A 25,818-nucleotide genomic window follows, 5' to 3' on the forward strand; every position below is an offset into this window, starting at 1 on the left:
GATGAAACAACCCCGCGCCTGGCAAAGGATGCTGTCCGGTCGCAGGCTGGACCTGTTGGACCCGACGCCCGTCGACATCGAAATCATTGATATCGCTCATGGTTTGGCCTTTGTGGCGCGGTGGAACGGCCAGACGCATGGCGATTGGCCCTATTCGGTGGCCGAACATTCGCTGTTGGTCGAAGAGATTTTCCGCCGTCAGGGCGGGGCCGATCCGCGCTGGTGCCTGGCCGCCTTGCTGCATGACGCGCCGGAATATGTGATTGGCGACATGATCAGCCCGGTCAAGTCGGCGGTCGGTCCGGGCTATGCAGAGCTGGATGCGCGGCTGGCGGCGGCGGTTCATATCCGCTTTGGCCTGCCAGCGGTGCTGCCGGTCGCGGTGAAAAAGGCGATCAAGGCGGCGGACAAGATCAGCGCTTGGCTGGAGGCGGTGCAAATCGCGGGCTTCCGCGAGGACGAGGCGGACCGCTTCTTTGGCCGTCCCGATGCGGCGTTTCGGGGGGTCGAACTCAGACTAAGGCCGCCCGCGGAGGTGCGGACGGCCTATGTTTTGCGGCACGAGGCCTTGTTGGCGGCGCTGTGATCAGCGGCCACGCTTGTAGACCTTCGGGGCCGGACCCATGCCGGTGATGGTCATCAGCGCATCTGCAATCAGGTTTAACATTTTCTTCATCTTTCACTACATCCGATGCTAGGGATATAGGGGATTTGTGAACGATTTCCCAGTCAGGGAATCTTTCAACATGTAAGCTTGTCTAACAGATGGCAGATTTGTAAAAGGCTTTGGAATGATCGACTGGCGCGTCTTCCCCTCGCTTACCGCGTTGCGGGCCTTCGAGGCTGCGGCGCGGTTGCAAAGCTTTTCACTGGCCGCCCGAGAGCTGAACGTGACCCATGCCGCGATAGCCCAACAGGTGCGCGGACTGGAAGACCACATGGCCGCGAGCTGCTGTATCGCGCTGGGCGCGGCATGGCGCTGACGCCCGAGGGGGTGAAGCTGGCCGCCGCCCTGGTCGAGGGCTTTGGCGGCATCGCCCGCGCGCTGGAGGAGGTGCGGGGCGGCGGGCCCGGCGCCCTGCGCGTGACGCTGACTGCGGCCTTTGCGGCGAATTGGCTGATGCCCAAGCTGGGCGGCTTCTGGAAGGCCCATCCCGAAATCGAACTCTCGCTGAACCCGGAAAAGCGCGTCGTCGATTTGCGGCGTGAGGGGATCGACATTGGCATCCGCTTTGGCAATGGCAAATGGCCGGGGCTGGATGTCGAATTCCTGACCCCTGCCGATTATGTCATCGTCGCCTCGCCCGAATTGCTGAACGGGCGGTCGAATTTGACCAATGCCGAAATGTCCGCAATGCCTTGGGTTTTCGCCGAGGATTGGCCCGAGACCCAGACCTGGCTGAAGGGCTTTGGCCTAAAACCTGCGGCCATGAACATCACCGATGTCCCGACCGAGGATCTGGCGCTTTCGGCGGCCCGCGCGGGGCTTGGCCTATATGTCGAGGCCGAGGCCCTGGTGGAACATGACGTGGAAAACGGCACGCTGCATATCGTCGGGCGGCTGAAAGACGACAGCCTGGCCTATTATATGGTGACGCGCCCCGGGCCGAAACGCCCGGAGCTGAAGGCCTTCATCCGCTGGCTGAAAGCGGTGGTTTAGACCAACAGGTCTTCGCGGCTTTTGCCAGCGGTCATGGCTTCGATGAACCAGCGCGGCTTGCGGCCACGGCCGGACCAGGTGTCCGAAGGGTCCGCCGGATTGGCATAGGTCACGGCCGAGGGCGCCCGTTTGCGCGTCGACGTCATCGAGGTCAGCTCTTCAAGCTGAAATCCATCGGCCCGCGCCAATTCGCGCAGCTTGGCCAGGGTTTCAAGCTTTTTGCGGTCCTCGAAAGAGGCGATGGCTTTGGCCACCTGGGCCTGAAGCTCTTTCAGTTCTTTCAGCGAATACGAATTCAGATCGACCATTCCCACATCCTTTCAGGGCTGCGTCCCCTTGGTGTTAAGAATGTTGACTTGAAATGACAAGGGCCAATTGCCAATCACCCCCGCGTCATGGTGACGCCGATTACTTCGGACTGCGTTTCGCCAATATCCTTTGCAGCGTGCGTCGATGCATCGACAGGCGCCGCGCCGTTTCCGAGACATTGCGGTCGCACATCTCATAGACGCGCTGGATATGTTCCCAGCGCACCCGATCCGCCGACATCAGCGCATCCGGCAGTTCGGGCAATTCGTCGCCCACATCCAACAAAGCCTTGGTGATGTCATTGGCATCGGCGGGTTTGGACAGGTAATCCACGGCACCGATTTTCACCGCCGCCACCGCCGTCGCAATCGCGCCATAACCGGTCAGGACAATCACCCGGCTGTCGGGGCGGCACTCGTGCAGCGCCTGCACCACGTCCAGCCCATTGCCATCCGTCAGCCGCAAATCAACCACCGCATAGGCCGGAGGCCGCGCCTGCACCAGCGCCCGCCCCTCAGCGACCGACAACGCGACCTCGGTTTGAAAGCCGCGCTTGTCCATCGCCTTGGCCAGGCGTTTCACAAAGGCCTCGTCGTCATCGACCAGAAGCAGACTGCGATCCGGCCCGATATCTGGCAGCTCTTCGGTCATAAGCCCCTCCCAAGGTTGAGGGGAGGCTAACTAGGAGGCGGACAGATAACAAGGCGCCCATTGCGCGATCTCTTCGGCGGTGTTCTCGCGCTGAAAGACGGCCACGACATCGCCACCGGGCTTGGCCAGATAGGTCATCGTCGTGTGATTGACGGTGTAAAAGGTCGAGGGGTCGGCCTGGTATTTCGCCAGATCCGCGGGGAGGATTTCGTAATAGACCTTCCAGGCCTTTACGGCGGCGTCCACCTCTTCGGCGGTGCCGGTATAGGTCTTCAGATGCGTGAAGGCGGATTCGTAATTCGCCAGAACCTCGGGCGTGTCGCGGGTCGGATCGACCGAGATGAAGATCGGCGTCAGCGTCACGCCCTTGGCGGCCAAAAGATCGGCAACCTGGTCATTGCGCGCATTGTCGACCGGGCAGACATCCGGGCAATTGGCATAGCCGAAATAGACCAGCGTGGCGCCGGACAGGATATCCTTTTCGGTCACAGGCTTTGCTGCGGAATCGTGCAAGGTCATCGGCCCGCCGATCTTGGCCCCCATGACGGCGCCGCCCAGACAGGCCGAGGTCTGTTGCTGGGTCACGTAAATCGCGCTCCCGGCCAAGACGAAGGACAAACCGACCCCTGCGATGATTGCGATGACAGAACCTGTGCGCATGAAAGCCTCCGGGGCATTGATTGCAAGCCGCGGGGACCATAACAAGTCCCAAGGCCAGACGCGAGAGGGAGAGACATGGACCAATTGCCCGGGCCGAGTGCCCGCGATTTCTCGGAGGGGCAATGGGTCCGGCTGCGGACGCTGACCACATTGCGGTGGTTTTCCGTCGTGGGTCAGGTCGCGGTGATGACCGCCGCCCATGCCTATTTCGGCCTGATCCTGCCCATCGACCAATGCGCCTTGGCCGTGGGCGCCGCCGTCGCGCTGAACATCATCAGCGCCACGGTTTTTCCCGGCAACCGCCGCCTGGCCGACCATGAGGCGATGCTTCTGCTGTTGTTCGACCTGATCCAGCTGATCTATCTGGTGGGCATGACCGGGGGGCTGGACAACCCGTTCATCCTTTTGGTCATCGTGCCCGTCACGATCTCGGCCTCGGCGTTAGAGCTGAAATCGACCGTCTTTCTGGGTGGCTTGGCGGTGCAGTTGGTGACAGCGGTGGCCTTCGTCTACAAGCCCTTGCGTTTTGCCAGCGGTGAAGTCGTCATCCTGCCCCGCCAGTTCGAGGTCGGCTTCTGGCTGGCGGTGGTTTCCGGCACGGTCTTTATTGCCATCTTCTCACGTCGGATCGCGGTCGAAATGCGGGCCATGGCCGATGCGCTTTTGGCGACGCAAATGGCCCTGTCGCGCGAACAGAAGCTGACCGATCTGGGGGGCGTCGTGGCGGCTGCAGCACACGAGTTGGGGACTCCGCTGGCGACGATCAAGATGGTGGCGACAGAGCTGGTCGAAGAGCTGGAAGGCGACGCGCGCGAGGATGCGATGCTGATCCGCGCCCAGGCCGACCGCTGTCGGGACATCCTGCGCGACATGGGGCGGGCGGGCAAGGATGACCTGCATTTGCGTCAGGCCCCCCTGATCGCGGTGGTCAACGAGGCCGCCGAGCCGCATATGGACCGCGGCAAAAAGGTCGAGGTCGTCGACGGCATCGGCCTGCATCTGCAGCCCCGCATCTGGCGCCGGCCCGAGGTCATCCACGGGCTGCGCAACCTGATCCAGAACGCGGTGGACTTTGCGGCGGGCAAGGTCTGGGTCGATCTGGAGCATATCCAGGGCCAGATCCGGGTACGGATCGTGGATGACGGCGACGGCTTTCCGTTTCACGTGCTGTATCGCATCGGCGACCCTTTCGTCAGCAACCGCCGCGTGGACGAGGCGCGGCCGGGCTATGAGGGGATGGGGCTGGGCCTGTTCATCGCCAAGACCCTGCTGGAGCGGACCGGCGCGGTCCTGACCTTTGCCAATGCCTCTGATCCGTTTTCCGGTCCGGGGATCAGGCCGGAACGGTCGGGCGCCGTGGTCGAGGTGGTCTGGCCCGAATCGGCGCTGCTGGCCGAGGCCGATTTGGTTAACCAAGAGAACCGGCCGATGGAGATTTAAACCGCTTAAGTTCAACGAAAAAAGGGAATTATTTGCTTAACCCTCTGTTAACTCTGACTCCCTAGGTTGAGGGTCAGGATGATGTTCTAGGGGGCCTTCGTGACCTGGATTGTGCAGTTGGAGCTTGTGGTTTTGGCGCTGGTGACGGCGGGGGCGGCGCTTTTGGCGCTGCTCTGGATCGAAAGGCGGCATCGGCGGGCGCCTGTGTCGGTCTTTGCCGAGGATACATCGGCCACGGTCTTTCTGTTCGACGGCGACACGATGATCGACAGCACGCCGGGGGCGCGGGCGCTTTTGGCGGCGATCCCGGCGCAGGGCCCGACCTGGACCCGGCTGATGACCTATCTGACGCCGCATTTCTCCGAGCTGGAGGCGCGGTTGCTGCGTCTGTCGGTGGATGGGGCGCTGACGCTGACGTCGGATTCGGGCAACGCCCTGGTGTTGCAGGCGGAATTGCGCGGCGGGCTGACGCGGGTCGTGTTGACCGATCCCAGCCATCAGGTGCCCCACGGCGGGCAAGACATGATGGCGATGCGCGCGATGGAGGAGGAGATTTCCCTTCTGCGCGACACCGCCGCCCGGGCTCCGACGCTGATCTGGAAGGAACGGGCGAATGGCGATGTGATCTGGGCGAACTCGGCCTATATGCTGAAGGCCTCCGAGGTCCTGGCCTCCAATCAGGACCTGACCTGGCCCCTGCCGCGGATTTTTGGCGAGCCCGCTGCCGGCAAGGGGCGCAACACCGAAGGCCTGCGCCACCGCCTGACGCTGCGCGATGGCGACGAGGTCTGGTATGACGTGGTCTCCAGCGGTGACGAGGTTGAAAAGCTGCATTTCGCCACGCCGATCAATGCCTTGGTCCAGGCCGAGACCTCACTTCGCGACTTTATGGTGACGCTGACCAAGACCTTTGCCCATCTGCATGTCGGCCTCGCGATCTTTGACAGCCAGCGGCAATTGGTGCTGTTCAACCCGGCGCTGATGGACCTGACCATGCTGCCGGCCGATTTCCTGACGATGCGGCCCTCGCTGGTGTCTGTGCTGGATGGGATGCGCGACCGCAACATGATCCCCGAACCGAAGGACTACCGCAACTGGCGCCGTCAGATCACCGAGATGGAGCGGGCTGCGACCTCGGGTCTGTATGAAGAGACCTGGTCCCTGCCCGGCGGTCAGACCTACCGCGTGATCGGCCGCCCGCATCCGAATGGCGCGCTGGCCCTGCTGATCGAGGATATCTCGTCCGAGATGATCCGCACCCGCCGCTTCCGTGCGGACCTGGAGATCAGCCAATCCGTGATGGACCAGGTGGAAGAGGCGATTGCCGTCTTCTCTCCGGGCGGTCAGCTGTTGATGTCGAACGCCGCCTATGCTGAGCTGTGGGGCGCCGATCCGGCCGCCAACCTGGCCGAGGCGACCTTGCGCAGCGTTTCCGCCACCTGGCGCGACCGCTGTTCGCCCTCGGGTGTCTGGTCGGATCTGGAGGATTTCGCGGCCCAAAGCGGGGAACGCTCCGCCTGGAACGCAGATCTGCGGCTGTTGGATGGCCGGATGATCGAGGCGCGGTTCCTGCCGCTGGTGGGGGGGGCGACGATGACCGGCTATCGGCTGCGCGACGCCGTTTCGCCGCCGAAAGCCGTCTTTACACGCGATGCAGAGCGCAAGACGGCTTAGGGTCTTTGCCGCCCCTGCCACTTGGTTTAGTGTCCCGCCATGGACCAGACCTTCGATCTTGTGGATGAAAGCGATACTTCTGCCCTGGGCCGAGCCCTGGGGCAGGTGCTGGGGGCGGGGTCAGTGCTGTTGCTGTCCGGCCCGATCGGGTCGGGGAAAAGCCACCTGGCCCGCGCGCTGATCCGGTCGCGGCTGGGCGAGGCGACCGAGGTGCCCTCGCCGACCTTCACCCTGGTGCAGACCTATCCGGGCGATCCCGAAATCTGGCACGCCGACCTTTACCGCCTGACCCATCCCGACGAGGTGTTGGAACTGGGGCTGGAGGACGCGTTTTCCCAGGCCATCTGCCTGGTGGAATGGCCCGACCGGCTGGGCAAGGCCGTGCCCTTGGGCGCCCACCACCTGACCTTTACGGCCCAAGGAGAGGGGCGGCGGCTGACCGTCTCGCCCCCGGTTCCGGGCCTGATGCAGGCCTTCCGCGCCGAACAGACGCTCGATTTCCTGTCGGCCCAAGGCCTTTCCGATGTCCCCCTGACCCCCCTGCCCGGCGATGCCTCGGCGCGGCGATACGCGCGGGTCAAGGGGATGCTCCTGATGGACGCCCCCAAGGATCAGCCCGACCGGACTGAGGATTTCTCCCGCATCGCCAACCACTTGCGCGACCTGGGCCTTTCCGCGCCGAAGGTCAGCGCCGAAGATCACCCCCGCGGCTTCCTTCTGGTCGAGGACCTTGGCGACCCGCTTTATCCCAAGGTCATCGCGCAAAGCCCCGACCTGCAACCAATGCTTTACGAGGCGGCCACCGATGTCCTGCGCCACCTGCAATCCCATCCGGCGCCGGACGGCCTGCCCAACCTGACCGCCGCGCAATGGGCGGAGGCGGCAGGGCTTGCGCTTGACCATTACGCCCCCGCCTCCCCCCAGACGCGCGCCGACCTCATCGGCCTTCTGACCGAGGCACTTGCGCGCGCCGACGGCCCCCGCGTGCTGATCCTGCGCGATTTCCACGCCGAAAACCTGCTGTGGCTGAAGCGTCCGGGTCTGGCCCGCGTCGGCCTTCTGGATTTCCAACTCGCCCAGATGGGCCAGCCCGGCTATGACCTCGTGTCGCTGACCCAGGACGCCCGCCGCGATGTTCCGCCCGAGCTTGAGGCCCATTTGGTCGCCCGGTTTGACCCCTCGCCCGACTTTGCCACCGCCCATGCCGTGCTGGGCGCCCAACGTGCGCTGCGCATCCTCGGCATCTTTGCCCGCCTCGCCACGCAAGGCAAACCGCGCTACCTTGACCTGATCCCCCGTGTCCGTGGATATCTGGACCGCAACTTGGCCCATCCCGCGCTGGCAGACCTGAAATCCTTTTGCGACAAGACCTTATGACCTTTCCGCTTTTCCTTTTCGCCGCCGGTTTCGGGACCCGCATGGGCGCCTTGACGGCCGACCGCCCCAAGCCCTTGATCCAGGTTGCGGGCCAAACGCTGCTTTCCCATGCGCTGTCGCTGACCGAAATCCCGCAGGTTGGCCTGCGCTTCATCAACACCCATTACCGCGCCGACCAGATCGCCCAAGCCCTGCCCACCGGCGTCACGCAGGTTCACGAGCCCATAATTCTGGAGACCGGCGGCGGGTTGAAAGCCGCCCTGCCCCTGATCGGTGACGGCCCGGTGATGACGCTGAACACCGATGCCATCTGGACCGGCGCCAATCCGCTGCAGGAACTGGCCGAGGCTTGGCGTGACAACATGGACGGCCTTTTGCTTCTGGCGCCGCGAGACAAGGCGATCGGCCACAAGGGAAGCGGGGATTTCCTGATGCAAAACAATCGCTTGTCCCGCGCGAACGGAGCCTTGGCGCCGATCTATCTTGGCGCCCAGATCCTGCGCGCCAGCCGCTTGCGCGAGATCCCGCAGACGGTGTTTTCGATGAACCTGCTGTGGGATCGCCTGATCGCCGAGGGCCGGCTTTACGGCATCCTGCATCAGGGCGGCTGGTGCGACGTTGGCCATCCCGGCGCGATCCCCCAGGCCGAGGCGCTGCTTCATGGCTGAACTCGCCTTCCTTCCGCCCGGCGTCGATTTCGCGACCGAACTGGTGGCCGGCCTGCGCGCCCGCCATCCTGACCTGTCGCGGGTGACGCTTTACGTGAACTCCCGCCGCATGGCGCGCCGCGTGACCGAAGAGCTGACGGCGGGGCCAGCGAGTTTCCTGCCGCGCCTGCATGTGCTGTCGGAACTTTCCGCCCATCCGGTGCTGGCCGATCAACCTCCGGCGCCGGGGCGGCTGTCGCGGCTGTTGGACCTGTCGCGGTTGGTTGAACGGCTTTTGACCGCGCAGCCCGATCTTGCCCCTCGCGCCGCGCTGTTTGACCTGTCGCAAAGCCTGGCGGCGCTGGCCGACGAGATGACGGATGAGGGCGTCGCGCCCGAGACTCTGTCGGGCCTCGACGTGTCCGGCCATTCGGCGCATTGGGCGCGGACTCAGGCGTTTTTGGCCATCATAGGGCCGCTTTTGCAGGGCAGTCGGGCGCGGATGGCAGCTGAAAGACTGGCCGGGCACCTGATGGGGCCGGTCGTGGTGGCGGGCTCGACCGCCTCACGGGGGGCGAATTTGCTTCTGATGACGGCGGTGGCGCGGCATCCGCTGGGTGCCCTGGTCCTGCCCGGTTTCGACACCGACATGCCCACGCAAACCTGGGCCGCGATGGACGACCAACTGACCGCCGAGGACCATCCGCAATACCGTTACCGCCGGCTGACCGACCTTTTGGGCGTGACGACGGCCGATCTGACGCCTTGGACCGCGACCCCGCCTGCCGATCCTGACCGCAACCGGCTGATTTCGCTGTCGCTGCGGCCCGCGCCCGTGACCGACCAGTGGCGAGACGAGGGCGCACAGCTTCCCGACCTGCGCGCTGCGACCTCTGGCCTGTCGCTGATCCTGTCGCCCTCGCCGCGAACCGAAGCCCTGGCCCTGGCACTCGCCATCCGTCACGCGGTCTGTTTGCGGCGAAAAGTGGCTCTGATAACGCCGGATCGCAACTTGGCGCGGCGGGTGACGGCCGAGCTGGACCGCTGGGGCATCACACCCGATGACAGCGCGGGCGTGCCGCTTGCGCTGTCGCCGCCCGGTCGGTTTCTGCGTCAGGTGGCCCGCGCCTTCGAGACGCCGGTGACGCCGGATGTGCTGGTGGCGCTGTTGAAACACCCGCTGGCGGGCAGCGGATTGAAGCGCGGGTTGCATCTTCTTTTGACCCGAGAGCTGGAATTGCACCTGCGCCGCAATGGTCCGGCCTTTCCGGATGCCGCTTTCCTGGTCGAATGGGCCAAGGCGCGGCCTCAGGAGGGCGCGGCGGACTGGGGTTTGGCGATGGGACGGGCGCTGGATTGGCTGTCGTCGCCGGCGCCTTCGGATCTGGCCGGGCACCTGTCGCGCCACCGCTCCGCAGCCGAGGCGCTGGCCTGCGAGCCCGACTCTGAGCTGTGGAAAAAGGATGCTGGCGGCGAGGCCCTGGCGCTGATGGCGGCTCTGCAAGCCGAGGACACCCAGGCCGCGACCCTGTCAAACAGTGACTACAGACGCCTTTTCGAGGCCGAAATCGCCGCTGGCACCGTGCGCAGCGCGGTTGTGGCGCATCCGCTGGTGTCGATCCATGGCCCCCGCGAGGCGCGGGAGGTGCGCGCCGATACGATGATCCTGGCCGGGTTGAACGAGGGGATCTGGCCCGCCGCGCCCTCGCCCGACCCGTGGTTGAACCGGCAGATGCGCAAGGATGCGGGGCTTTTGCTGCCGGAACGCCAGATCGGCCTGTCGGCGCATGACTGGCAGCAGGCGGTGGCGGGCGAAGAGGTGATCCTCTCACGCGCGCTGCGCGATACCGATGCGGAAACCGTCCCGGCGCGCTGGCTGAACCGGCTGTCGAACCTGATGGAGGGCCTGCCCGTGCGGCACGGACCCGAGTCGCTGGCGGCGATGAAGGCGCGGGGCGCGGCTTGGCTGACCCGCGCCCGGTTGCTGGAGGAACCGGAAGCGCCGATCCCGCCCGAAAAGCGCCCTGCCCCGGCGCCTCCGCTGACGTCGCGGCCGGATCGGCTGTCGCTGACGCGGATTTCGACGCTGATCCGCGACCCCTATGCGATCTATGCGCAATATGTGCTGCGGCTGCGCAAGCTGGACCCTTTGCGTCCCGAACCCGACCCCCGTGACCGCGGAAATGCAATCCACCGCATCCTGGAAACCTTTGTGAAAGAGCGGCCGGAAGAGACCCTTCCCCAGGCAAAGGCTCGGCTTTTGGCCATATCAGAGACTGTTTTGGCCGAAGAGACCCCCTTCCCCTCGGCCCGGCTTCTGTGGCTGTCGCGGATGGAGCGGGCGGCGGATCACTTCTTGCGTCAGGACCGCAAGCATGGCGGCACGGCGCGACAGGTGGAAACCAAAGGCGAAGTCGCGGTCGAGGACACCGGCTTTACGCTTTTTGGCATCCCGGACCGGATCGACATTCTGCCGGATGGGCGGCTGCACCTGATCGACTACAAGACCGGAGCGCCGCCGACCAAGAAGCAGCAGGCGGCCTTTGATCTGCAGCTGCATCTTGCGGCGGCCATGGCGGAACGCGGCGGCTTTGGCGATCCGGCAGAGGTCAGCTTTATTTCCTATATCGGTCTGTCGGGGGACAAGGCGATCGACACGCCGCTGACGACGGCCGAGATCGACGAAATCTGGGTGCGTTTTGTCAAGCTGATCAGAGCCTATCAAGGCGAAAAGCAGGGCTATACCGCCCGCCGCGCGGTGTTCGAGGCGCGCTTTCCGGGCGACTATGACCACCTGTCGCGCTTTGGCGAATGGGACATGACCGACAAGGCTGTAACCGTGAGGCTGACCGATGATCCCGCTTGAGGCCCTTTCTGCGCAACGCAAGGCGGCTGATCCGCTGGCCTCGACCTGGCTGTCGGCCAATGCGGGGTCGGGCAAGACGCGGGTGCTGACCGACCGGGTGGCACGGCTGCTGCTGGGGGGCGTTTCGCCGCAGCGCATCCTGTGCCTGACCTATACCAAAGCCGCCGCGACCGAGATGCAGAACCGGCTTTTCGCGCGGCTTGGCGAATGGGCGATGATGGAGGACGCCAAGCTGACCGCTGCCCTGTCCGATCTGGGCGAAACCGGCCTTGGCGGCGATACGCTGGCCCGGGCGCGGCGGCTGTTCGCGCGCGCCATCGAGACGCCGGGCGGCTTGCGGATTCAGACGATCCATTCCTTCTGTGCGTCCCTGTTAAGGCGTTTTCCGCTGGAGGCTGGGGTGTCGCCGGGCTTTGCAGAGATGGACGACCGCGCCGCCAAGATGCTGCGCGCCGATCTTTTGGAGGAGATGGCGACGCAGGTCCCGGCGCCCCTGTCGCAGGCCGCGCGCTATTTCTCGGGCGACGGGTTTCCGGGGCTTTTGGCCGATATCGCGGGCTATCCTGACGGTTTCGACGGCACACCCTTTGCGCCCGACAGCGCCGCGGATCTGCTGGCCGAGGTCTTCCTTGGCGATGAGTCCGACCTTCTGGCCGCCGTCCTGCCGATCCTGGCGGCGGGCAGCGCCAATGATGTGAAGGCGGCCGAAAACCTGACCCGTGTCACGCCCAGCCTGGAGGGGTTGCAGGCTTTGGAGGGGGTTTTGCTGACTGGTTCAAGCGCAAAAGAGCCCTTTACCGCCAAGTTAGGCTCTTTTCCGACCAAGGCGACGCAGGGGAAACTGGGGACGCTCTTGCCCCGGTTGGAAGACCTGATGCGGCGAGTCGAGGCGGCGCGGCCCAGGCGGCTGGCGCTGTATGCGGCGGAAAAGACCGCGGCGCTGGCGGGGCTGGCGCGGGCCTTCTTGCCGCGTTGGCAGGCGCGCAAGTCCGCCCTGGGCGTGCTGGATTTCGACGACCTGATCACGCGGGCGCGCGACCTCTTGTCCGACCCCTCGGTCGCGGCTTGGGTTCTGTTTCGGCTGGATGGCGGCATCGACCACGTGCTTGTGGACGAGGCGCAGGATACCTCGCCCGATCAATGGCGGGTGGTGGAGCTTCTGACGGCGGAATTTACGGCAGGCGCGGGCACGCGAGAGGGCGGGCGGACGCTGTTCGTCGTGGGCGACAAGAAGCAGTCGATCTATTCCTTCCAAGGCGCCGATGTCGCGGCCTTCGACGAAAAACAGGCTCTGTTCCAGCGGAATTTCGATGCGGTGGCGCAGGTCTTTCAGGTTTTGCCGCTGGAATACTCCTTCCGCTCCTCGCCTGCGATCCTGGATGTGGTGGATGCGGCGCTGTCGGGGCGCGACCCGGGCGCCCTGGGCGATACGGTCAGCCACCGCGCGACCAATGAAGCCCTGCCCGGCCGTGTCGACCTTTGGCCCCTGATTGCCGACGACGAAACGCCGGAGGACACCGCCTTTGAAGACCCGGTCGACCTGATCCGCGACAGTCACCCAGTGGCGCGGCTTTCGGCGCAAATCGCGGAAAATATCGCGGCGATGCTGGCGCGTGGTGAGCAGATCCCGACCGCCAAGGGTCCGCGGCCCATGACGCCGGGGGATGTGCTGATCCTGGTGCAAACCCGCGGGCCGGTGTTCGACGAGGTCATCCGGGCCTGCAAGGCGCGCGGCCTGCCGATTGCGGGCGCCGACCGGCTGGAGTTGACCGAGGAACTGGCGGTCAAGGACCTGATTGCGCTGCTGAAATTCCTGGCGACGCCCGAGGATGACCTGTCGCTGGCCTCTGTCCTGCGCTCTCCGATGTTCGGGATCACCGAAGCGGAGCTTTACGCGATCACCCGGCGGAAGGGGTTTTTGTGGGAGGCGATAAGGGCGAAAGACACGCCCTATGTGACCGCGCTGCACGACCTGCGCGACCGGGTGGACTTTCTGCGGCCCTATGAACTGCTGCAACGCGCGCTGATCCGGCATGACGGGCGCCGGCGGTTGCTGGCGCGGTTGGGGCATGAGGCCGAGGACGCGATTGACGAGTTGTTGAACCTGGCGCTGACCTATGAGGCGGGGTCGGTGCCCAGCCTGACCGGCTTCCTGTCCTGGTTGGAGCAGGACGAGGCGCAGGTGAAACGCCAAGCCGAGGGGGCGGGCGGGCGCATCAGGGTCATGACGGTGCATGGGTCAAAGGGGCTGGAGGCCGAGGTGGTTTTCCTGCCGCAGACCAATGACCGCCGCGCCAATGACCGCGGCGCGATGCTGGAGGACGACCAGGGGCGGGTCTATGCCAAAGTCCCCGCCGACGCGGCGCCGCCCGAGATTCTGGCTCTGATCCAGCGGAAACAGGCCCGAGAGGCCGAAGAGAACTTGCGGCTGCTCTATGTCGCGCTGACCCGGGCGCGGTCCTGGCTGGTGGTCTGCGGCGCCGGAGAGGCCAAGTCGGAAAAGGCATGGCATGGCATCGTGGCGCAGGGCATGGCGAAACTGCCGGCGCAAAAGGTCCCATTCGGCCTGCGTCATCAGCACGGCGATTGGCCGGACCCGGTCCCGCCCGAGGCCCAGCCTCAAGAGGCCCCTGCCCCGCTGGAGGCCTGGGTTTTCGTCCGGGCCGAGCCGATGGAGCGTCAGGCCAAGACGCTTTCGCCCTCGGACCTTGGCGGGGCCAAGGCGCTGGCGGGCGGTGGCGAGGACAGCGAAACGGCGATGGCGCGCGGCACGGCCCTGCACAAGCTGTTGCAGTTTCTGCCCGATCATCCGGTGGAAACCTGGCCTGCCGTGGCAAAGGGTCTGTGGGCCGAGGCGCAGTTGGAGGCGGCGGCCCGGCTGATCCTGGACCCCAACCTGGCCGAGGTCTTTGCCGGTCAGGCCGAGGTTGCGTTGACCGCCGATTGGAACGGGCGGAGGCTGATGGGGTCGATTGACCGGCTGGTCGCCCTTGCGACCGGGGGGCGGCTGATCGTCGATTTCAAGTCGAACCTGGTGGTGCCCTCCGCCCCCGATCAGGTGCCCGAGGGCATCTTGCGGCAAATGGGGGCCTATCGGCACATGGTGGGCGGCCTGGGGATTGCGGCCGATTGCGCGATCCTGTGGACGGAAACCGGCCGGTTGATGACCCTGCCGCGCGATCTGGTTGATGCGGCCCTGGCGCGGGCGATCCATGACCTGCCTGCATTGCCGCTAACCCCAGATGTCGTGGACCTTGACGCCCTGACCCCCGCATCTTAGGTTCCGGGTCTTGAATTCCATTGGAGAACTATCATGGGCGCTGCCACTGTTGCCGTGACCGATGCCACCTTTGACAAGGAAGTCCGCCAGTCCGACGTGCCGGTCGTGGTCGATTTCTGGGCGGAGTGGTGCGGCCCTTGCCGTCAGATCGGCCCGGCTCTGGAAGAGCTGGCCGCCGAATATGGCGGCAAGATCAAGATCGTGAAGGTCAATGTCGACGAGAACCCCGACAGCCCGGCGGCTTTGGGCGTGCGCGGCATCCCCTCGCTGTTCCTGTTCAAGAACGGTGAAGTGGCCTCGAACAAGGTTGGGGCGGCCCCCAAGGCGGCGCTGAAGAACTGGATCGACTCGGCCATCTAAGGGCCTTGCGATGCGACGAAACGGGCGCCTTCGGGCGCCCTTTTCATGTGGCAGAGATCGGCCAGCCCAGGGTGGCAAGCCGCGCAAGGATGGCTTTGGGCTTGTCCTCCCAGGCGCACAGCGATTGCTGGCGCAGATACCAAAACAGATAGCGGCCGAAATCCTGCGGCGCCTTGGTGGCGGCAAGGGCTTGGGCAAAAGCTGGGGCCACGCCGTCGCGCGGCACCGAAGCGGCCATATGGTGCCAGTCGATCCGCGCCCAAAGCATCGCGGGCTTGTCCAGCAGGAACCCCTTGAAGGCCACGGTCGAATTCTGCGTCACCACCAGATCAGCCGAGGCCAGAAGCGCAGTGCTGCCAGGTTGCAGCGACAGGCGGGGATAGGTGTGGGTCAGGGCCGTCAGCGCCTCGGTCTCGTCCGGCGTATAGGTCTCTGACGGGTGGGTGGTCGCGATCACCGGGCGATCCGGCCAGCGGCGCAGGGTTTCGCGCAGCATGACCAGGGGGCTGGCGGACTGAAACGACCGCGTCTCGGTCAGCTTGCCTTGCAGGGGCGCAAGGATATGGCCCGCACGGGAAGGTGCGATGCTGTGCAGGATATGGCTGCGCCAATTGGCCAGGAAGGCGTCGATCCGGTCCTGGGGAACCTGCGGCGGGGTATAGGGCAGGGTGGCGGTCTGCCAATCCCAGCGGCAGTTGGTCGGCTGGATCTGCCAAAACGGCTCGAACCCCGCGGGGCGCAGGGTCAGGCAGCGTGGGCCGTCGGGGTCATTATTAACCACCATGTGAAAGCCGTCGCGGTGGGGGATATCGGGACGCTCGGCCTCGGGGCAGATGGTGACGTGCCAGCCCGCGCCCTGCACGGCGGCAATAACGCGGGCGGGCATGGTGTTTTCGCCCCGCGCCAGACGCTGACGGCCCAGCGGTTTCAGGTAGAAATACAGCCGCATCTTCAGCCCCATGGTTGCCGTTGCGCGTGGCCTTTCGCATATAGGAACGGAACACAGGAGGCGGCAATGGCGGATGACAAGTTTCCCGGCTGGCATGGCACGACAATCCTTGCGGTGCGCAAGGGAGGTGAGGTCGTCGTGGCGGGGGATGGCCAGGTGAGCCTGGGCCAGACCGTGATCAAGGGGACGGCGCGCAAGGTGCGGCGGATTGCCGACGGCGTGGTCTGCGGCTTTGCGGGATCGACGGCGGATGCCTTTACGCTGTTGGAACGGCTGGAGAAAAAGCTGGAAGGCGCGGTGCCCTTGGCGCGCGCCTGTGTCGAGCTGGCGAAGGACTGGCGCATGGACAAGTATCTGCGCAACCTGGAGGCCATGTTGATCGTGACGGATGGGGTGGGCCTGTATGTGCTGACCGGAGCGGGCGATGTGCTGGAGCCGGAGCATGACGTGGCGGCCATCGGGTCGGGTGGGAACTTTGCCCTGGCTGCGGCGCGGGCCTTGATGGACAGCGATTTGCCAGCCGAGGCGATTGCCCGCAAGGCCATGGCGATTGCCGCCGATATCTGCGTCTATACCAACGGCAACCTGACGGTGGAGAGGATCGCAAAATGACCGACCTGACCCCGCGGGAGATTGTTTCCGAGCTTGACCGTTTCATCATCGGGCAGGCGGCGGCGAAACGGGCCGTGGCGGTGGCCTTGCGCAACCGCTGGCGGCGTAAGCGCCTGGGCGATGATCTGCGCGACGAGGTTTACCCCAAGAACATCCTGATGATCGGGCCGACCGGGGTGGGCAAGACCGAGATTGCCCGCCGCTTGGCGCGGTTGGCCAAGGCGCCTTTCCTGAAGGTCGAGGCGACCAAGTTCACCGAAGTGGGCTATGTCGGCCGCGATGTCGACAGCATCATCCGCGACCTGGTGGATGTCGCGATCAGCGACACGCGGGCACGGATGCGCGAGGATGTGCGGGCGCGGGCGATGACCGCCGCAGAGGAACGGGTGATCGAGGCGCTGGCCGGCAAGGAGGCCCGGGAGCAAACGCGCGAGCTGTTCCGCGGCAAGCTGCGGCGCGGCGAGTTGGACGACAAGGAAATCGAAATCGAGGTCGAAGAACCCGCGCCCGTGATGTTGCCGGGGGCCGATCAGATGCAGGGGCTTCAGGATATCTTCAAAGCCTTTGGCCGGACAAAGCGGAAAAAGGTCACTGTCGCCGCCAGTTTCGAGGTTCTGTTGGGGCAAGAGGCCGACAAGCTGCTGGATGACGAGGCGGTCAAGGCGGCTGCTTTGGACGCGGTGCAGAACAGCGGGATCGTCTTTCTGGACGAGATCGACAAGATTTGCGCCGGGGCAGAGCGGCGCGGCGCCGATGTCTCTCGTGAGGGGGTGCAGCGCGACCTGCTGCCCTTGATCGAGGGCACGACGGTGTCCACCAAACATGGCGCGGTGAAGACGGATCATATCCTGTTCATCGCCAGTGGCGCGTTCCATATCGCCAAACCCTCGGATCTGCTGCCGGAGTTGCAGGGGCGCTTGCCGATCCGGGTCGAGTTGCAGGCCCTGACCGAGGCCGATTTCGTGCGCATCCTGACCGAGACGGAAAATGCCTTGACCCGGCAGTATCGCGCTTTGCTGGCGACCGAGGCGGTGACTGTGACCTTCACGCCGGACGGCATCGCGGCGCTGGCGCGGACGGCGGCCGAGGTCAACCGCAGCGTCGAAAACATCGGCGCGCGCAGGCTTTACACGGTGATGGAGCGGGTCTTCGAGGAGATCAGCTTTAGCGCTCCGGATCGGGCGGGCGAGGAAATCACCGTCGATTCCGCCTTTGTCGAGACACATGTGGGCGCTTTGGCCCGGTCAACGGATATCAGTCGCTATGTTCTATAGGGTTCTTCTTCTGGTCGCGCTTGCCGCCTGCACGCCGCGGGGGGAACTGGGCTTTACCCAAGCCGCAGCCCCGGGGCGGTCGATATTCGTGGGCACCACGCGGGCGTTCGATGCCAATGGCGACCCCACGCTTTTCGAAAGGGCCGAGACCCTGGGTCTGGCACGGTATGACGTCGCGATCCCGCCCGAGCATCTGCCGGGGGAAATCACCTATCCCAAGGGCGAGGTCGACCCGCAGACCGACTTTGCCGTGACGGGCAAGCGGAACTACACCGACGATCCGGCGTTTCGAGGCGATCTGGCGCGGCAATTGGCGCGCAATGGCGGCGAGGCGGTCGTGTTCGTCCATGGCTATAACACCAATTTCGCCGAGGGCCTGTATCGGCTGGCGCAGTTGGGGCAGGATTTCGAGGTGCCGGGGGTGCTGGTGTCATACTCCTGGCCCTCACGCGGGACGGTGGCTGGCTATGCCTATGACCGCGATTCCGCCCTGTTTGCACGGGATGGGCTGGAAAGCCTGCTCAAGGAACTGCGGCTTGCCGGGGCGCGGCGGATCAACATCATCGCACATTCCATGGGGTCCTCTGTGACGATGGAGACGCTGCGGCAGATGGCGATTGCGGGCGACCGGGCGACTTTGGACCGGCTGTCGGGGGTGATCCTGATTTCGCCGGACCTGGATGTCGATGTCTTCCGCAATCTGGCGACACGGATGGGCAAGCTGCCAGAGCCCTTTGTGATTTTCACCTCGCAGAAGGACAAGGCCTTGCAGCTGTCGGGCTGGATCAGCGGCGAGCCGGCGCGGCTGGGGAACCTGCAGGATGTCTCTGAACTGGCCGATCTGAAGGTGACGCTGGTCGATGTCGGCGCCTTTAACACCGGAGAGGGGCATTTCAATGTCGGGAACTCTCCGGCGCTGATTGCGCTGATGAACCGGGCGGGGGCGGCAGAGGCGCTGGTGGCCAGCGATGGGTCCCCCTCGGGGCTGTTGCCGATGGTGGTTCTGTCGGTGCGCAATGTGACGCAGATCGTCTTGCGGCCGGTGATCCAGTAGTCAGCGCTTGCGCAGATAGACGTAATAGGCGCCGCCGCCGCCGTGTTTCAGATGCGCTTCGCGGACCTGCAGCACGGCGGGCCCCAGCGGCGCCATGTGCAGCCAATGCGGGACCTGGTGGCGCAACACGCCCATGCGCTGCGGGATCGGGCCGTGGTCGGGCGTCTGCTTGCCCTTGCCGGTGATGACCAGAACCAGCCGCAGCCCGGCGGTCTGCGCGTTCAGGATAAAGCGGATCAGCTCGGGTTGGGCCTCGGCCAGGGTCATGCCGTGAAGGTCGATCCGCGCCTCGGGGTCCAGCTTGCCGCGGGTCATCTGGGTGTGCTTTTTGGCGTCCATCTGCACCGGGGCCTGGGCCAGATGTTCGGCGGGCGTTGTGGGCTCCCAGGGTTTGGATTTGGGCGTGCGGGCCTTTTCGCCCAGACGAAAGGCTTCCAGCAGGTTTTTGGGGGCGCGGGGCTGGGCGGGCTCGGGCAGGGGCTTGGTCAAGGGTGGGTTTTTGGCGGCGAAGATGCGCGCCATTTTCTCGGCGCGGATATGGGTCTCGGCGCGGCTGATGCTGCGGGCGACCTGCGTCCACAGGTCCTTTTCCTCGTCCGAGAGCGTGCGGCGCTTCATTCGTCTGGCGCCAGAGCAAAGGCACGGTCGATGGGCAAGAGCATCAACAACCGCCCGCCGTCCTTGATCGCGCCCGCCGCAAGTCCCGCCTGGGGACCGGAGCCATAGAAGATATCCGCACGTTGGGCGCCCTTGATCGCGCCTCCGGTGTCCTGGGCGACCATCAAGCGGTTGATCGGGTCGGCGCCGGTTTTCTCGACCCAAACCGGCGTCCCAAGCGGCACGAAGGCCGGATCGACGGCGACGGAGCGCAGGGGGGTGATCGAACGGCCCATGGCGCCGATGGGGCCCTGATCATCGGTCAGCGAGAGTTTGCGGAAGAAGATATAGGAGGGGTTCTGGTTCAACACCTGCGCCCCGGCGGCGGGATTGGCGCGGACCCAGGCGGCGATGGACTGCGCCGACAGCCCATCCGGCGACAGCGCGCCGCGGGCCACCAGAACCTGGCCGATGGACCGATAGGCATGGCCGTTGCGGCCCGCGTACCCCACGCGCAACACGCGGCCGTCTTGCAGCTGGATGCGGCCAGAGCCTTGGATATGCAGGAAAAACACATCGACCGGGTCATCAAGCCAAGCGATTTCCAGTCCTCTGCCGCGCAGGATGCCGCTTTCGATCGTGGCGCGGTCATACCAGGTCATGCCGTCGCGCAGCTCGGGTGGGCGGCGGTAGATCGGGTATTGAAAGCGGCCCGTGCGGGTGGGGGAGCCCTGCAAGACGGGCTCGTAATAACCGGTGAACAGCGCGGGGGGATGGCCCAGAAGCACGGGACGGAACAGCAGTTCAAAGAAGTTGCGCGCGGCGGTCGGGTTGGGATCAACGGTGGCGGCCAGCTTGCACAGCGGGGCCCAGTCGGGGGCGTCCAGCATGTCGCAGGTCTTCAGGAAGGTCTGAAAGGCCGCCAGGTGATCATCGGCCTGCCACTCGGGCAGGCTTTCGAAATCAAGCACTTGCGCAAAGCAGTTTGGGGCCGCCATCAGCGACCCCAACCAGAAGAGAGATGCGGCAAGGGCGACACGCATGCGCCTAGTCGCTGATGGCCACAAGCTGCCAATTCGGATCGCCGGTGCCCATCAGGCGCGAGAAAGCCCAGACCTCGCGCTGACGCTGGATCGCGGTGGCATTGCCCTCGACGACCTGACCTTCGGCATTCTTGACGGCGCGGATCAGCTCTCCGGTGAAGCGGATCGAGACTTCGGCGCGCTTGGTGGTGCGGTCAAAGCGCGCCTCGGTCAGCGACAATTCGCGGATGCCCATGAAGGTCGAGGTCACGGTAAGGCCGCGCGCCATGCGGTCGGCAACGGCGGCGTCGAAGCTGGCCTCGACCTCGGGGCCGGTGAAGGGGCGGATGGAGTCGATCTCGGCCTTGTCGAAGGCCATCAGGATCATTTCATAGGCGCCGCGCGCGCCTTTCAGGAATTCGGTGACGTTGAAGTCGGGCTCGGCGCCTTTCATCGCGGCCAGCGCGTCACGGCTGGCCTCGTCGGGGGCGTGGTCGGTGATGTCCTCGTCCAGGGCACCGTCGATGACGGTGGGCGCCGAAGCTCGGCCCGCCGGCGCGGCCGCCGTGGGTTCGAACCCGTCGCGGGTGCCAAGCACCGAACGGAGCTTGATGATCAGGAAGACAGCGATGCCCGCGAGGACAAGGAGCTGGATCGAGACGGAAGACATGCGGGACCCATGAACTATGGCGATTGCCGGTTGCGATCACTATGTAAGGGCTGGGTGGGGCCAAGTCCACCTTTGGGGCCGAAGCTTTTTGCGGGATGGGAAAAATGCGCGTGATCTTGGGGCTTTTGGTCTGGTCTCTGGTGGAAATCGGGCTGTTTGTCGCGGTAGGCGGGGCCATCGGGGTCTGGGCGACCTGGGGTGTCGTGTTGGGCTCGGCCGTGCTGGGCGTCGCGGTCTTGCGGCGGGCGGGGGAGGGGCAGCAGATGCGGGCGGTTCAGGTGCAGGACTTGGCCGGGCCGCTGGCGCAGGGCGTGTTGCGCGGGCTGGCGGGGGTTCTGCTGATCCTGCCGGGGTTTCTGACCGATGCGCTGGGGCTTGCCTTGCTGGTGCCGGCGGTGCGCGGGGTGATTATCGCGCGGATCGTGGCACGGTTTGGCGGGGTGCAGTTTCGGGGCGCGCAGTTTCGGGGTGGCTTTGCGACGTCAGAGGACGTGATCGACGGTGAGGCGGTGGAAGTGCCTCAGCAGCGGGTCGGGCCGCCTTCGGGATGGACCAAGGATCACGAGGCTGATAGGTAGTCTCCAGGATTTTGGAGGGTCACATGGCCGAGGAAAATGGTGCGGCACCGCCGCAAGTGAAGATGCAGGTTCTGGCGCAGTTCATCCGCGACCTGTCCTTTGAAAACAACGTCGCGCTGAAGGGGCTGACCGGCACCGAAATGCAGCCCGAGGTTCAGGTGGGCGTCAACCTGGACGCCAAGGCACGCAGCCAGCCGAACACCTTCGAGGTGAACGCGAAGTTCAAGGTCTCGTCGGTGAACAAGGTGAATGGCGACACGCTGTTCCTGTGCGAGCTGGATTACGGCGGCATCTTCCTGATCGAAGGCGTTCCGCAAGAGCAGCTGCATCCCTTTTTGCTGATCGAATGTCCCCGGCTGTTGTTCCCCTATATCCGCCGCATCATCTCGGATGTGACGCATGACGGCGGCTTCCCGCCCTTGAACATCGACAATGTCGATTTCCTGGCCCTGTATCGTCAGGAAATCGCCCGGCGGCAGGCGGCGGCCCAGCCCGCGGTCAACTAAGTTCAGGCCCACGCCCCGGTGTTTATCAGGGCCCCCGGTGGTTTCTGTTTCACGTGAAACAGAGCGTGAACCTCCGGGGGCTTTTTACTGTCGTTTCGCCCAGATCGCCGCATCGCCCATCTTGGCGGTAAAGGCCTTGTGCGCCTCGGCCTCGGCTTCGGTCAGGCGGGGGGGCAAAGGCGCGGGGCGCGGGGCGTGCTTGGTCTTTTGCGTGACACGCGGGCCGGTCTGGGTCGTCACTGCGGCAAGGGCAAAGTCAGGCTGACGGCCGCCGATCAACTCCAGGTAAACTTCGGCCAGCAATTCGCTGTCCAAAAGCGCGCCGTGCTTTTCGCGGCTGGAGTTATCGACACCAAATCGGCGGCACAGCGCATCCAGTGACGCCGGAGAGCCCGGGAATTTCTGCTTGGCGATGGCAAGCGTGTCGGTCGCCTGGGTCGTGGGCAGCTTTGGAAGACCGACTTGGGCCAGTTCCGCATTCAGGAACTTCATGTCGAAAGCGGCGTTGTGGATGACCATCTGCGCATCACCGACAAAGGCCAGGAAGTCGCGGGCAATCGCCTTGAAGACCGGCTTGTCACGAAGGAAGTCATCGCCCAGGCCATGAACCTCGAAGGCCTCTTTCGGCATCGACCGTTCGGGGTTGATATACTGGTGATAGGTCCGCCCGGTCGGCATGTGGTTCAAAAGCTCCACCGCGCCGATTTCGACGATCCGGTGCCCTTCGGAGGGTTCAAAGCCGGTGGTTTCGGTGTCGAGAACGATTTCACGCATGGCGGCCTCGGATATGGGTGATCAGCGCCGATACATAGGCGCGGGTGGCGGTCAGGTCGAGCGTTTCGACGATATGGCTGGCGCGGGCGCGTTTGTCGGCGTCGGGCATCTGGCGGGCAAGTATCTGCGCGAATTGCGCCTCGGTCATGGTGCCGCGCGCAAGGACGCGTTGGCGCTGCAGGTCCGCCGGCGCTGTGACCAGAAGGACGGCGTCCATCTCGGCCTCTGATCCCTTTTCATACAGCAAGGGAATGTCGAAAACCGCGATGTCAGAGACGGTTTTGGCGGCAAATTCCGCCCGGTCGGCGGCCACCAGAGGATGAACGACCGCCTCGATCTGCGGCAGGGTCAGGGAGTCCGCCGCGATCAAGGCCCGCAGGGCGGCACGGTCGATGGCGTCGCCCGCCAGCCCTGGAAACAGGCTCTGCAAAGGCAGAACGGCCGCTCCACCCGGCGCATAAAGCCGATGCACCGCCGCATCGGCGTCCCAGACCGGAATCCCGGCCTGGGCGAAAAAGCCGGCCGTCGTGGTCTTGCCCATGCCGATGGAGCCCGTCAGACCCAAGCGGAACGTCATGCGCCCAGCACCGCTTGCCGCAGGTCCTCATCAACCTCGGGTCTTTTGCCGAACCAGCGTTCGAACCCGGGCGCCGCCTGGTGCAAGAGCATCCCCAGGCCATCGACCACATGTGCGCCGCGCGCCTGCGCCTCGATCAGAAAGGGCGTCATCAGCGGGGTATAGACGAGGTCGGTGGCGACGCAGCCACGCTCCAGCAGGTCCAGCGGCAAGCGCGAGTCCGGCTTGCCCGTCATACCCAAAGAGGTCGAGTTGATCACCAGACCCGCGCCTTCCAGCATCTCTCCGGCATGGGTCCAGTCATGGACGACCAGCTTGGCCCCGAAATCCGAGCGCAACTGCTCGGCCCGCAGGCGGGTGCGGTTGGCTATGCGGATTTCCGGCACGCCGACTTCGATCAGGGCGGCGATGACCGCCCGCGCAGCCCCACCCGCGCCAAACAGGGCCACGGGCGCATGAGGCGCCCAATGCGGCGCATGGTGCCGCAGGTTGGCCATAAAGCCCGCGCCGTCGGTGTTATCGGCATGGATCTTGCCATCCTTGCGGAAAATCAAGGTGTTGGCCGCCCCGATCAGCGCCGCGCGGTCGGTCACAACATCGGCCAGCTGCAAGACTGTTTCTTTATGCGGGATCGTCACATTGATGCCGACAAACCCCAGACGCGGCAGCATTTTCAGCGCTTCGGGCAAATCCTGTGGCGAAATATCCATCGGCACGTAATGGCCCTTGATGCCATAGCGCCGCAGCCAATGGCCATGCAGAGCCGGTGAACGGCTGTGGGCGATCGGATGGCCGACGACGCCGGCAAGCGGGATACGGGCCGGCGCTGTTGGGGGCAACTCGGTCATGATGGGATGAAGCCTCGCAGGGACAGGTAGGTCAGCAGGGGCAGCAAGGGCAGCCCCAAGATGGTAAAGTAGTCGCCTTCGATCTGGCTGAAAAGCCGGATGCCCTCGGATTCCAGTTGATAGGCGCCCACAGAATGAGAAATCGCCGGCCAGTTGCGGGTGACATAGCCGTCAAGCCAATCCGGGCTGGGCGTCGCCATCGTCAGGCGCGCCACACCCACATGCCGCCAGACCGGCTTCATGTCGTGATAGAGCACGGCGGCAGAGAGGAGCTGATGGGTCTTGCCCCTGAGCATCTGGAGCTGCGCCCGGGCCTCTTCCGGCGTGTCGGGTTTGGCGAAGATCTGAGTCCCCAGCGCCAGGACCTGATCACAGCCCAGCACCAGCGCCTGGGGATGTTTCATAGCCAATTTCAGCGCCTTGGCCTCGGCCAGGGCATCCGCGATATCCCGCGGCGTGGCGCCCTCGGCCTCCAGGCTTTCACGCAGGGTCGCTTCATCAATGCGGGCGGGATGGGGCGTGACCTCGATCCCGGCGTTGCGCAACAGGGTCAGGCGGATTTCGGACTGCGAGGCAAGAAGAAGCATGGGGCCACCTGTGGGTAAGTCATCGCAAAATGCCGCTTTGTTCTGGCGGGCGAAAGGGGGGATGACGCAAGGGTTGCGATTTCGGCGCAAGTGGGGACGGGAACGAAAAGGCACTTTCCCCATGTGGACGGCCGCGCACTTGCGCTGTGGGGAAACGGCGAGGTGGCACATTGGGGGAAAATCGGTCGGGAGAGGCCAAGTCCTTAAAGCGCTGCGGATTAACGAAATCTTAAGGAATTGACAGAGCCTTTGGCGCCTGAGGTGGCTGAGTCGTCCACAGGGTTCTTCCTGTGGAGAAAAGCGGGGAGGAAATGGACAATCCCGTTACCCACAGGGACTATTACTATCATCATCCTTTCTTTATCTTATCTTTAAAGAAGAGGGTAAAATGATCGAATTCCTGGGCGAGTGGTATTGGTGGATCAAGGCGGGGCATGTCGTCTCGGTTATCGCATGGATGGCGGGTTTGTTTTATTTGCCAAGGCTTTACGTCTATCATGTCGAAGAGGTCGAAGCGGGTTCGAAGACCGATCTGATGTTCCAGACCATGGAACGGCGGCTTTTGCGGGCGATCATCGGGCCGGCCTCGGTGGCAACCTGGGTCTTCGGGCTGTGCCTGGTCTTCACCCCGGGGATCGTCGATTGGACGATGGTCTGGCCCTGGACCAAGGCGGCATCGGTTCTGGGGATGACCTGGTTTCAGCATTGGCTGGGCTGGCGGCGGAAGGATTTCGTGGCGGGCTCGAACCGCATCACGGGGCGGCAGTATCGGATGATGAACGAGGTGCCGACGCTGTTGATGTTCGTCATCGTCGCTTCGGTGATCGTCAAGTTCTGAGGCCCCGG

The 25,818-nt window shown here is 64.8% G+C and carries 28 protein-coding genes; 16 read left to right on the forward strand and 12 right to left on the reverse strand.

The features are described from left to right. Window position 1 precedes the first annotated feature (1 nt). The gene (locus tag NX862_RS08900; protein ID WP_264493553.1) at window positions 2-586 is read left to right on the forward strand and encodes an HD domain-containing protein; all 585 of its coding nucleotides are present in this window, start codon (window positions 2-4) and stop codon (window positions 584-586) included. Here the strand turns inward: NX862_RS08900 and NX862_RS19485 are convergent, their stop codons facing one another. Beyond that, the gene (locus NX862_RS19485; RefSeq protein ID WP_489686360.1) at window positions 587-676 is read right to left on the reverse strand and encodes an SAM domain-containing protein; all 90 of its coding nucleotides are present in this window, start codon (window positions 674-676) and stop codon (window positions 587-589) included. It abuts the gene before it with no gap. A gap of 115 nt (window positions 677-791) precedes the next feature. Between NX862_RS19485 and NX862_RS08905 the strand changes: the two genes are divergently transcribed. Together NX862_RS08905 and NX862_RS08910 are read left to right on the forward strand one after the other, a co-directional pair. Then, the gene (locus tag NX862_RS08905) at window positions 792-983 is read left to right on the forward strand and encodes a LysR family transcriptional regulator (RefSeq protein ID WP_264493554.1); all 192 of its coding nucleotides are present in this window, start codon (window positions 792-794) and stop codon (window positions 981-983) included. After that, a complete protein-coding gene (locus NX862_RS08910) occupies window positions 974-1,660 on the forward strand; it encodes a LysR substrate-binding domain-containing protein (protein WP_264493555.1) in 687 nt (228 codons plus the stop codon). Before NX862_RS08905 ends, NX862_RS08910 begins: the two co-directional genes overlap by 10 nt. Here the strand turns inward: NX862_RS08910 and NX862_RS08915 are convergent. The 3 genes from NX862_RS08915 to NX862_RS08925 all read right to left on the reverse strand — a co-directional run bounded on the left by NX862_RS08915 (window position 1,657) and on the right by NX862_RS08925 (window position 3,280). Beyond that, window positions 1,657-1,968, reverse strand: coding sequence for an H-NS histone family protein (locus NX862_RS08915; protein WP_264493556.1), 312 nt, complete (start codon window positions 1,966-1,968; stop codon window positions 1,657-1,659). The two genes, NX862_RS08910 and NX862_RS08915, sit on opposite strands and share 4 nt — an antisense overlap. Window positions 1,969-2,068: 100 nt before the next feature. Next, on the reverse strand, window positions 2,069-2,620 hold the full coding sequence (locus tag NX862_RS08920) for an ActR/PrrA/RegA family redox response regulator transcription factor (RefSeq protein ID WP_264493557.1): 552 nt from the start codon (window positions 2,618-2,620) through the stop codon (window positions 2,069-2,071). A gap of 30 nt (window positions 2,621-2,650) precedes the next feature. Continuing rightward, window positions 2,651-3,280, reverse strand: coding sequence for an SCO family protein (locus NX862_RS08925; protein WP_264493558.1), 630 nt, complete (start codon window positions 3,278-3,280; stop codon window positions 2,651-2,653). Window positions 3,281-3,355: 75 nt separating this feature from the next. On the opposite strand from NX862_RS08925, the gene regB reads away from it, so the two are divergent. The 7 genes from regB to trxA all read left to right on the forward strand — a co-directional run bounded on the left by regB (window position 3,356) and on the right by trxA (window position 14,924). Beyond that, window positions 3,356-4,720 (forward strand): sensor histidine kinase RegB, encoded by a 1,365-nt coding sequence (gene regB, locus NX862_RS08930; RefSeq protein WP_264493559.1) that lies wholly within the window; start codon window positions 3,356-3,358, stop codon window positions 4,718-4,720. A 99-nt stretch (window positions 4,721-4,819) separates the two neighbouring features. Further along, window positions 4,820-6,394, forward strand: a complete 1,575-nt coding sequence (locus NX862_RS08935; RefSeq protein ID WP_264493560.1) for a PAS-domain containing protein — start codon at window positions 4,820-4,822, stop codon at window positions 6,392-6,394. A 39-nt stretch (window positions 6,395-6,433) separates the two neighbouring features. Further along, window positions 6,434-7,771: a tRNA (adenosine(37)-N6)-threonylcarbamoyltransferase complex ATPase subunit type 1 TsaE gene (tsaE, locus tag NX862_RS08940; protein ID WP_264493561.1), complete on the forward strand. Its 1,338-nt coding sequence runs from the start codon at window positions 6,434-6,436 to the stop codon at window positions 7,769-7,771. Further along, a complete protein-coding gene (locus NX862_RS08945; RefSeq protein WP_264493562.1) occupies window positions 7,768-8,439 on the forward strand; it encodes a nucleotidyltransferase family protein in 672 nt (223 codons plus the stop codon). Before tsaE ends, NX862_RS08945 begins: the two co-directional genes overlap by 4 nt. Next, the gene (gene addB / locus NX862_RS08950; protein ID WP_264493563.1) at window positions 8,432-11,284 is read left to right on the forward strand and encodes a double-strand break repair protein AddB; all 2,853 of its coding nucleotides are present in this window, start codon (window positions 8,432-8,434) and stop codon (window positions 11,282-11,284) included. Before NX862_RS08945 ends, addB begins: the two co-directional genes overlap by 8 nt. Next, on the forward strand, window positions 11,271-14,564 hold the full coding sequence (gene addA, locus NX862_RS08955) for a double-strand break repair helicase AddA (protein ID WP_264493564.1): 3,294 nt from the start codon (window positions 11,271-11,273) through the stop codon (window positions 14,562-14,564). The genes addB and addA overlap by 14 nt, the downstream gene beginning before the upstream one ends. Window positions 14,565-14,597: 33 nt before the next feature. Beyond that, window positions 14,598-14,924 (forward strand): thioredoxin, encoded by a 327-nt coding sequence (trxA, locus tag NX862_RS08960; protein WP_264493565.1) that lies wholly within the window; start codon window positions 14,598-14,600, stop codon window positions 14,922-14,924. A 43-nt stretch (window positions 14,925-14,967) separates the two neighbouring features. Here the strand turns inward: trxA and NX862_RS08965 are convergent, their stop codons facing one another. Next, window positions 14,968-15,885, reverse strand: coding sequence for a hypothetical protein (locus NX862_RS08965; RefSeq protein WP_264493566.1), 918 nt, complete (start codon window positions 15,883-15,885; stop codon window positions 14,968-14,970). A gap of 54 nt (window positions 15,886-15,939) precedes the next feature. Between NX862_RS08965 and hslV the strand changes: the two genes are divergently transcribed. Genes hslV through NX862_RS08980 form a run of 3 tightly spaced genes read left to right on the forward strand, consistent with a single transcriptional unit; the run spans window position 15,940 to window position 18,813 of the window. Next, a complete protein-coding gene (hslV, locus tag NX862_RS08970) occupies window positions 15,940-16,485 on the forward strand; it encodes an ATP-dependent protease subunit HslV (RefSeq protein WP_264493567.1) in 546 nt (181 codons plus the stop codon). Then, window positions 16,482-17,759: an ATP-dependent protease ATPase subunit HslU gene (hslU, locus tag NX862_RS08975; RefSeq protein WP_264493568.1), complete on the forward strand. Its 1,278-nt coding sequence runs from the start codon at window positions 16,482-16,484 to the stop codon at window positions 17,757-17,759. Before hslV ends, hslU begins: the two co-directional genes overlap by 4 nt. Beyond that, complete coding sequence (locus NX862_RS08980; protein WP_264493569.1) at window positions 17,749-18,813, forward strand: alpha/beta hydrolase; 1,065 nt, start codon at window positions 17,749-17,751, stop codon at window positions 18,811-18,813. Before hslU ends, NX862_RS08980 begins: the two co-directional genes overlap by 11 nt. Here NX862_RS08980 and NX862_RS08985 read toward each other — a convergent pair whose 3' ends face one another. Genes NX862_RS08985 through NX862_RS08995 form a run of 3 tightly spaced genes read right to left on the reverse strand, consistent with a single transcriptional unit; the run spans window position 18,814 to window position 21,102 of the window. After that, the gene (locus NX862_RS08985; RefSeq protein ID WP_264493570.1) at window positions 18,814-19,431 is read right to left on the reverse strand and encodes a Smr/MutS family protein; all 618 of its coding nucleotides are present in this window, start codon (window positions 19,429-19,431) and stop codon (window positions 18,814-18,816) included. Further along, window positions 19,428-20,453 (reverse strand): murein transglycosylase A, encoded by a 1,026-nt coding sequence (gene mltA, locus NX862_RS08990; protein WP_413694548.1) that lies wholly within the window; start codon window positions 20,451-20,453, stop codon window positions 19,428-19,430. The genes NX862_RS08985 and mltA overlap by 4 nt, the downstream gene beginning before the upstream one ends. A gap of 4 nt (window positions 20,454-20,457) precedes the next feature. Further along, the gene (locus tag NX862_RS08995) at window positions 20,458-21,102 is read right to left on the reverse strand and encodes a Tim44/TimA family putative adaptor protein (protein WP_264493571.1); all 645 of its coding nucleotides are present in this window, start codon (window positions 21,100-21,102) and stop codon (window positions 20,458-20,460) included. 104 nt (window positions 21,103-21,206) lie between these two features. Here NX862_RS08995 and NX862_RS09000 point away from each other — a divergent pair, with 104 nt between their 5' ends. After that, on the forward strand, window positions 21,207-21,680 hold the full coding sequence (locus NX862_RS09000; RefSeq protein ID WP_264493572.1) for an FxsA family protein: 474 nt from the start codon (window positions 21,207-21,209) through the stop codon (window positions 21,678-21,680). A 23-nt stretch (window positions 21,681-21,703) separates the two neighbouring features. Next, window positions 21,704-22,186, forward strand: a complete 483-nt coding sequence (gene secB / locus NX862_RS09005) for a protein-export chaperone SecB (RefSeq protein ID WP_264493573.1) — start codon at window positions 21,704-21,706, stop codon at window positions 22,184-22,186. Window positions 22,187-22,270: 84 nt separating this feature from the next. Here the strand turns inward: secB and dnaQ are convergent, their stop codons facing one another. From dnaQ to NX862_RS09025, 4 genes are read right to left on the reverse strand one after another with little or no spacing between them, the layout of a single operon-like run. Beyond that, window positions 22,271-22,960: a DNA polymerase III subunit epsilon gene (dnaQ, locus tag NX862_RS09010; protein WP_264493574.1), complete on the reverse strand. Its 690-nt coding sequence runs from the start codon at window positions 22,958-22,960 to the stop codon at window positions 22,271-22,273. Continuing rightward, the gene (gene coaE / locus NX862_RS09015; protein WP_264493575.1) at window positions 22,953-23,537 is read right to left on the reverse strand and encodes a dephospho-CoA kinase; all 585 of its coding nucleotides are present in this window, start codon (window positions 23,535-23,537) and stop codon (window positions 22,953-22,955) included. Before coaE ends, dnaQ begins: the two co-directional genes overlap by 8 nt. Beyond that, on the reverse strand, window positions 23,534-24,385 hold the full coding sequence (locus tag NX862_RS09020; protein WP_264493576.1) for a shikimate dehydrogenase: 852 nt from the start codon (window positions 24,383-24,385) through the stop codon (window positions 23,534-23,536). Before NX862_RS09020 ends, coaE begins: the two co-directional genes overlap by 4 nt. After that, on the reverse strand, window positions 24,382-24,972 hold the full coding sequence (locus NX862_RS09025) for a Maf family protein (protein ID WP_264493577.1): 591 nt from the start codon (window positions 24,970-24,972) through the stop codon (window positions 24,382-24,384). The genes NX862_RS09020 and NX862_RS09025 overlap by 4 nt, the downstream gene beginning before the upstream one ends. A gap of 388 nt (window positions 24,973-25,360) precedes the next feature. Between NX862_RS09025 and NX862_RS09030 the strand changes: the two genes are divergently transcribed. Next, a complete protein-coding gene (locus NX862_RS09030; RefSeq protein ID WP_264493578.1) occupies window positions 25,361-25,810 on the forward strand; it encodes a CopD family protein in 450 nt (149 codons plus the stop codon). Window positions 25,811-25,818 lie beyond the last annotated feature (8 nt).

Source organism: Stagnihabitans lacustris (assembly GCF_025950525.1).
Taxonomy (GTDB): Bacteria; Pseudomonadota; Alphaproteobacteria; order Rhodobacterales; family Rhodobacteraceae; genus Stagnihabitans.

Coding starts and splice junctions, on each gene's coding strand:
- secB (WP_264493573.1), top strand. CDS start 21,704: ATGGCCGAGGAAAATGGTGCGGCACCGCCGCAAGTGAAGATGCAGGTT.
- coaE (WP_264493575.1), bottom strand. CDS start 23,537: ATGACGTTCCGCTTGGGTCTGACGGGCTCCATCGGCATGGGCAAGACC.
- NX862_RS09025 (WP_264493577.1), bottom strand. CDS start 24,972: ATGCTTCTTCTTGCCTCGCAGTCCGAAATCCGCCTGACCCTGTTGCGC.
- NX862_RS08995 (WP_264493571.1), bottom strand. CDS start 21,102: ATGTCTTCCGTCTCGATCCAGCTCCTTGTCCTCGCGGGCATCGCTGTC.
- NX862_RS08920 (WP_264493557.1), bottom strand. CDS start 2,620: ATGACCGAAGAGCTGCCAGATATCGGGCCGGATCGCAGTCTGCTTCTG.
- NX862_RS08985 (WP_264493570.1), bottom strand. CDS start 19,431: ATGAAGCGCCGCACGCTCTCGGACGAGGAAAAGGACCTGTGGACGCAG.
- hslV (WP_264493567.1), top strand. CDS start 15,940: ATGGCGGATGACAAGTTTCCCGGCTGGCATGGCACGACAATCCTTGCG.
- NX862_RS08905 (WP_264493554.1), top strand. CDS start 792: ATGATCGACTGGCGCGTCTTCCCCTCGCTTACCGCGTTGCGGGCCTTC.
- NX862_RS08925 (WP_264493558.1), bottom strand. CDS start 3,280: ATGCGCACAGGTTCTGTCATCGCAATCATCGCAGGGGTCGGTTTGTCC.
- NX862_RS08900 (WP_264493553.1), top strand. CDS start 2: ATGAAACAACCCCGCGCCTGGCAAAGGATGCTGTCCGGTCGCAGGCTG.
- hslU (WP_264493568.1), top strand. CDS start 16,482: ATGACCGACCTGACCCCGCGGGAGATTGTTTCCGAGCTTGACCGTTTC.
- mltA (WP_413694548.1), bottom strand. CDS start 20,453: ATGCGTGTCGCCCTTGCCGCATCTCTCTTCTGGTTGGGGTCGCTGATG.
- regB (WP_264493559.1), top strand. CDS start 3,356: ATGGACCAATTGCCCGGGCCGAGTGCCCGCGATTTCTCGGAGGGGCAA.
- addB (WP_264493563.1), top strand. CDS start 8,432: ATGGCTGAACTCGCCTTCCTTCCGCCCGGCGTCGATTTCGCGACCGAA.
- trxA (WP_264493565.1), top strand. CDS start 14,598: ATGGGCGCTGCCACTGTTGCCGTGACCGATGCCACCTTTGACAAGGAA.
- NX862_RS09020 (WP_264493576.1), bottom strand. CDS start 24,385: ATGACCGAGTTGCCCCCAACAGCGCCGGCCCGTATCCCGCTTGCCGGC.
- NX862_RS08915 (WP_264493556.1), bottom strand. CDS start 1,968: ATGGTCGATCTGAATTCGTATTCGCTGAAAGAACTGAAAGAGCTTCAG.
- NX862_RS08965 (WP_264493566.1), bottom strand. CDS start 15,885: ATGGGGCTGAAGATGCGGCTGTATTTCTACCTGAAACCGCTGGGCCGT.
- dnaQ (WP_264493574.1), bottom strand. CDS start 22,960: ATGCGTGAAATCGTTCTCGACACCGAAACCACCGGCTTTGAACCCTCC.
- NX862_RS09030 (WP_264493578.1), top strand. CDS start 25,361: ATGATCGAATTCCTGGGCGAGTGGTATTGGTGGATCAAGGCGGGGCAT.
- addA (WP_264493564.1), top strand. CDS start 11,271: ATGATCCCGCTTGAGGCCCTTTCTGCGCAACGCAAGGCGGCTGATCCG.
- NX862_RS08910 (WP_264493555.1), top strand. CDS start 974: ATGGCGCTGACGCCCGAGGGGGTGAAGCTGGCCGCCGCCCTGGTCGAG.
- NX862_RS19485 (WP_489686360.1), bottom strand. CDS start 676: ATGAAGAAAATGTTAAACCTGATTGCAGATGCGCTGATGACCATCACC.
- NX862_RS09000 (WP_264493572.1), top strand. CDS start 21,207: ATGCGCGTGATCTTGGGGCTTTTGGTCTGGTCTCTGGTGGAAATCGGG.
- NX862_RS08945 (WP_264493562.1), top strand. CDS start 7,768: ATGACCTTTCCGCTTTTCCTTTTCGCCGCCGGTTTCGGGACCCGCATG.
- NX862_RS08980 (WP_264493569.1), top strand. CDS start 17,749: ATGTTCTATAGGGTTCTTCTTCTGGTCGCGCTTGCCGCCTGCACGCCG.
- tsaE (WP_264493561.1), top strand. CDS start 6,434: ATGGACCAGACCTTCGATCTTGTGGATGAAAGCGATACTTCTGCCCTG.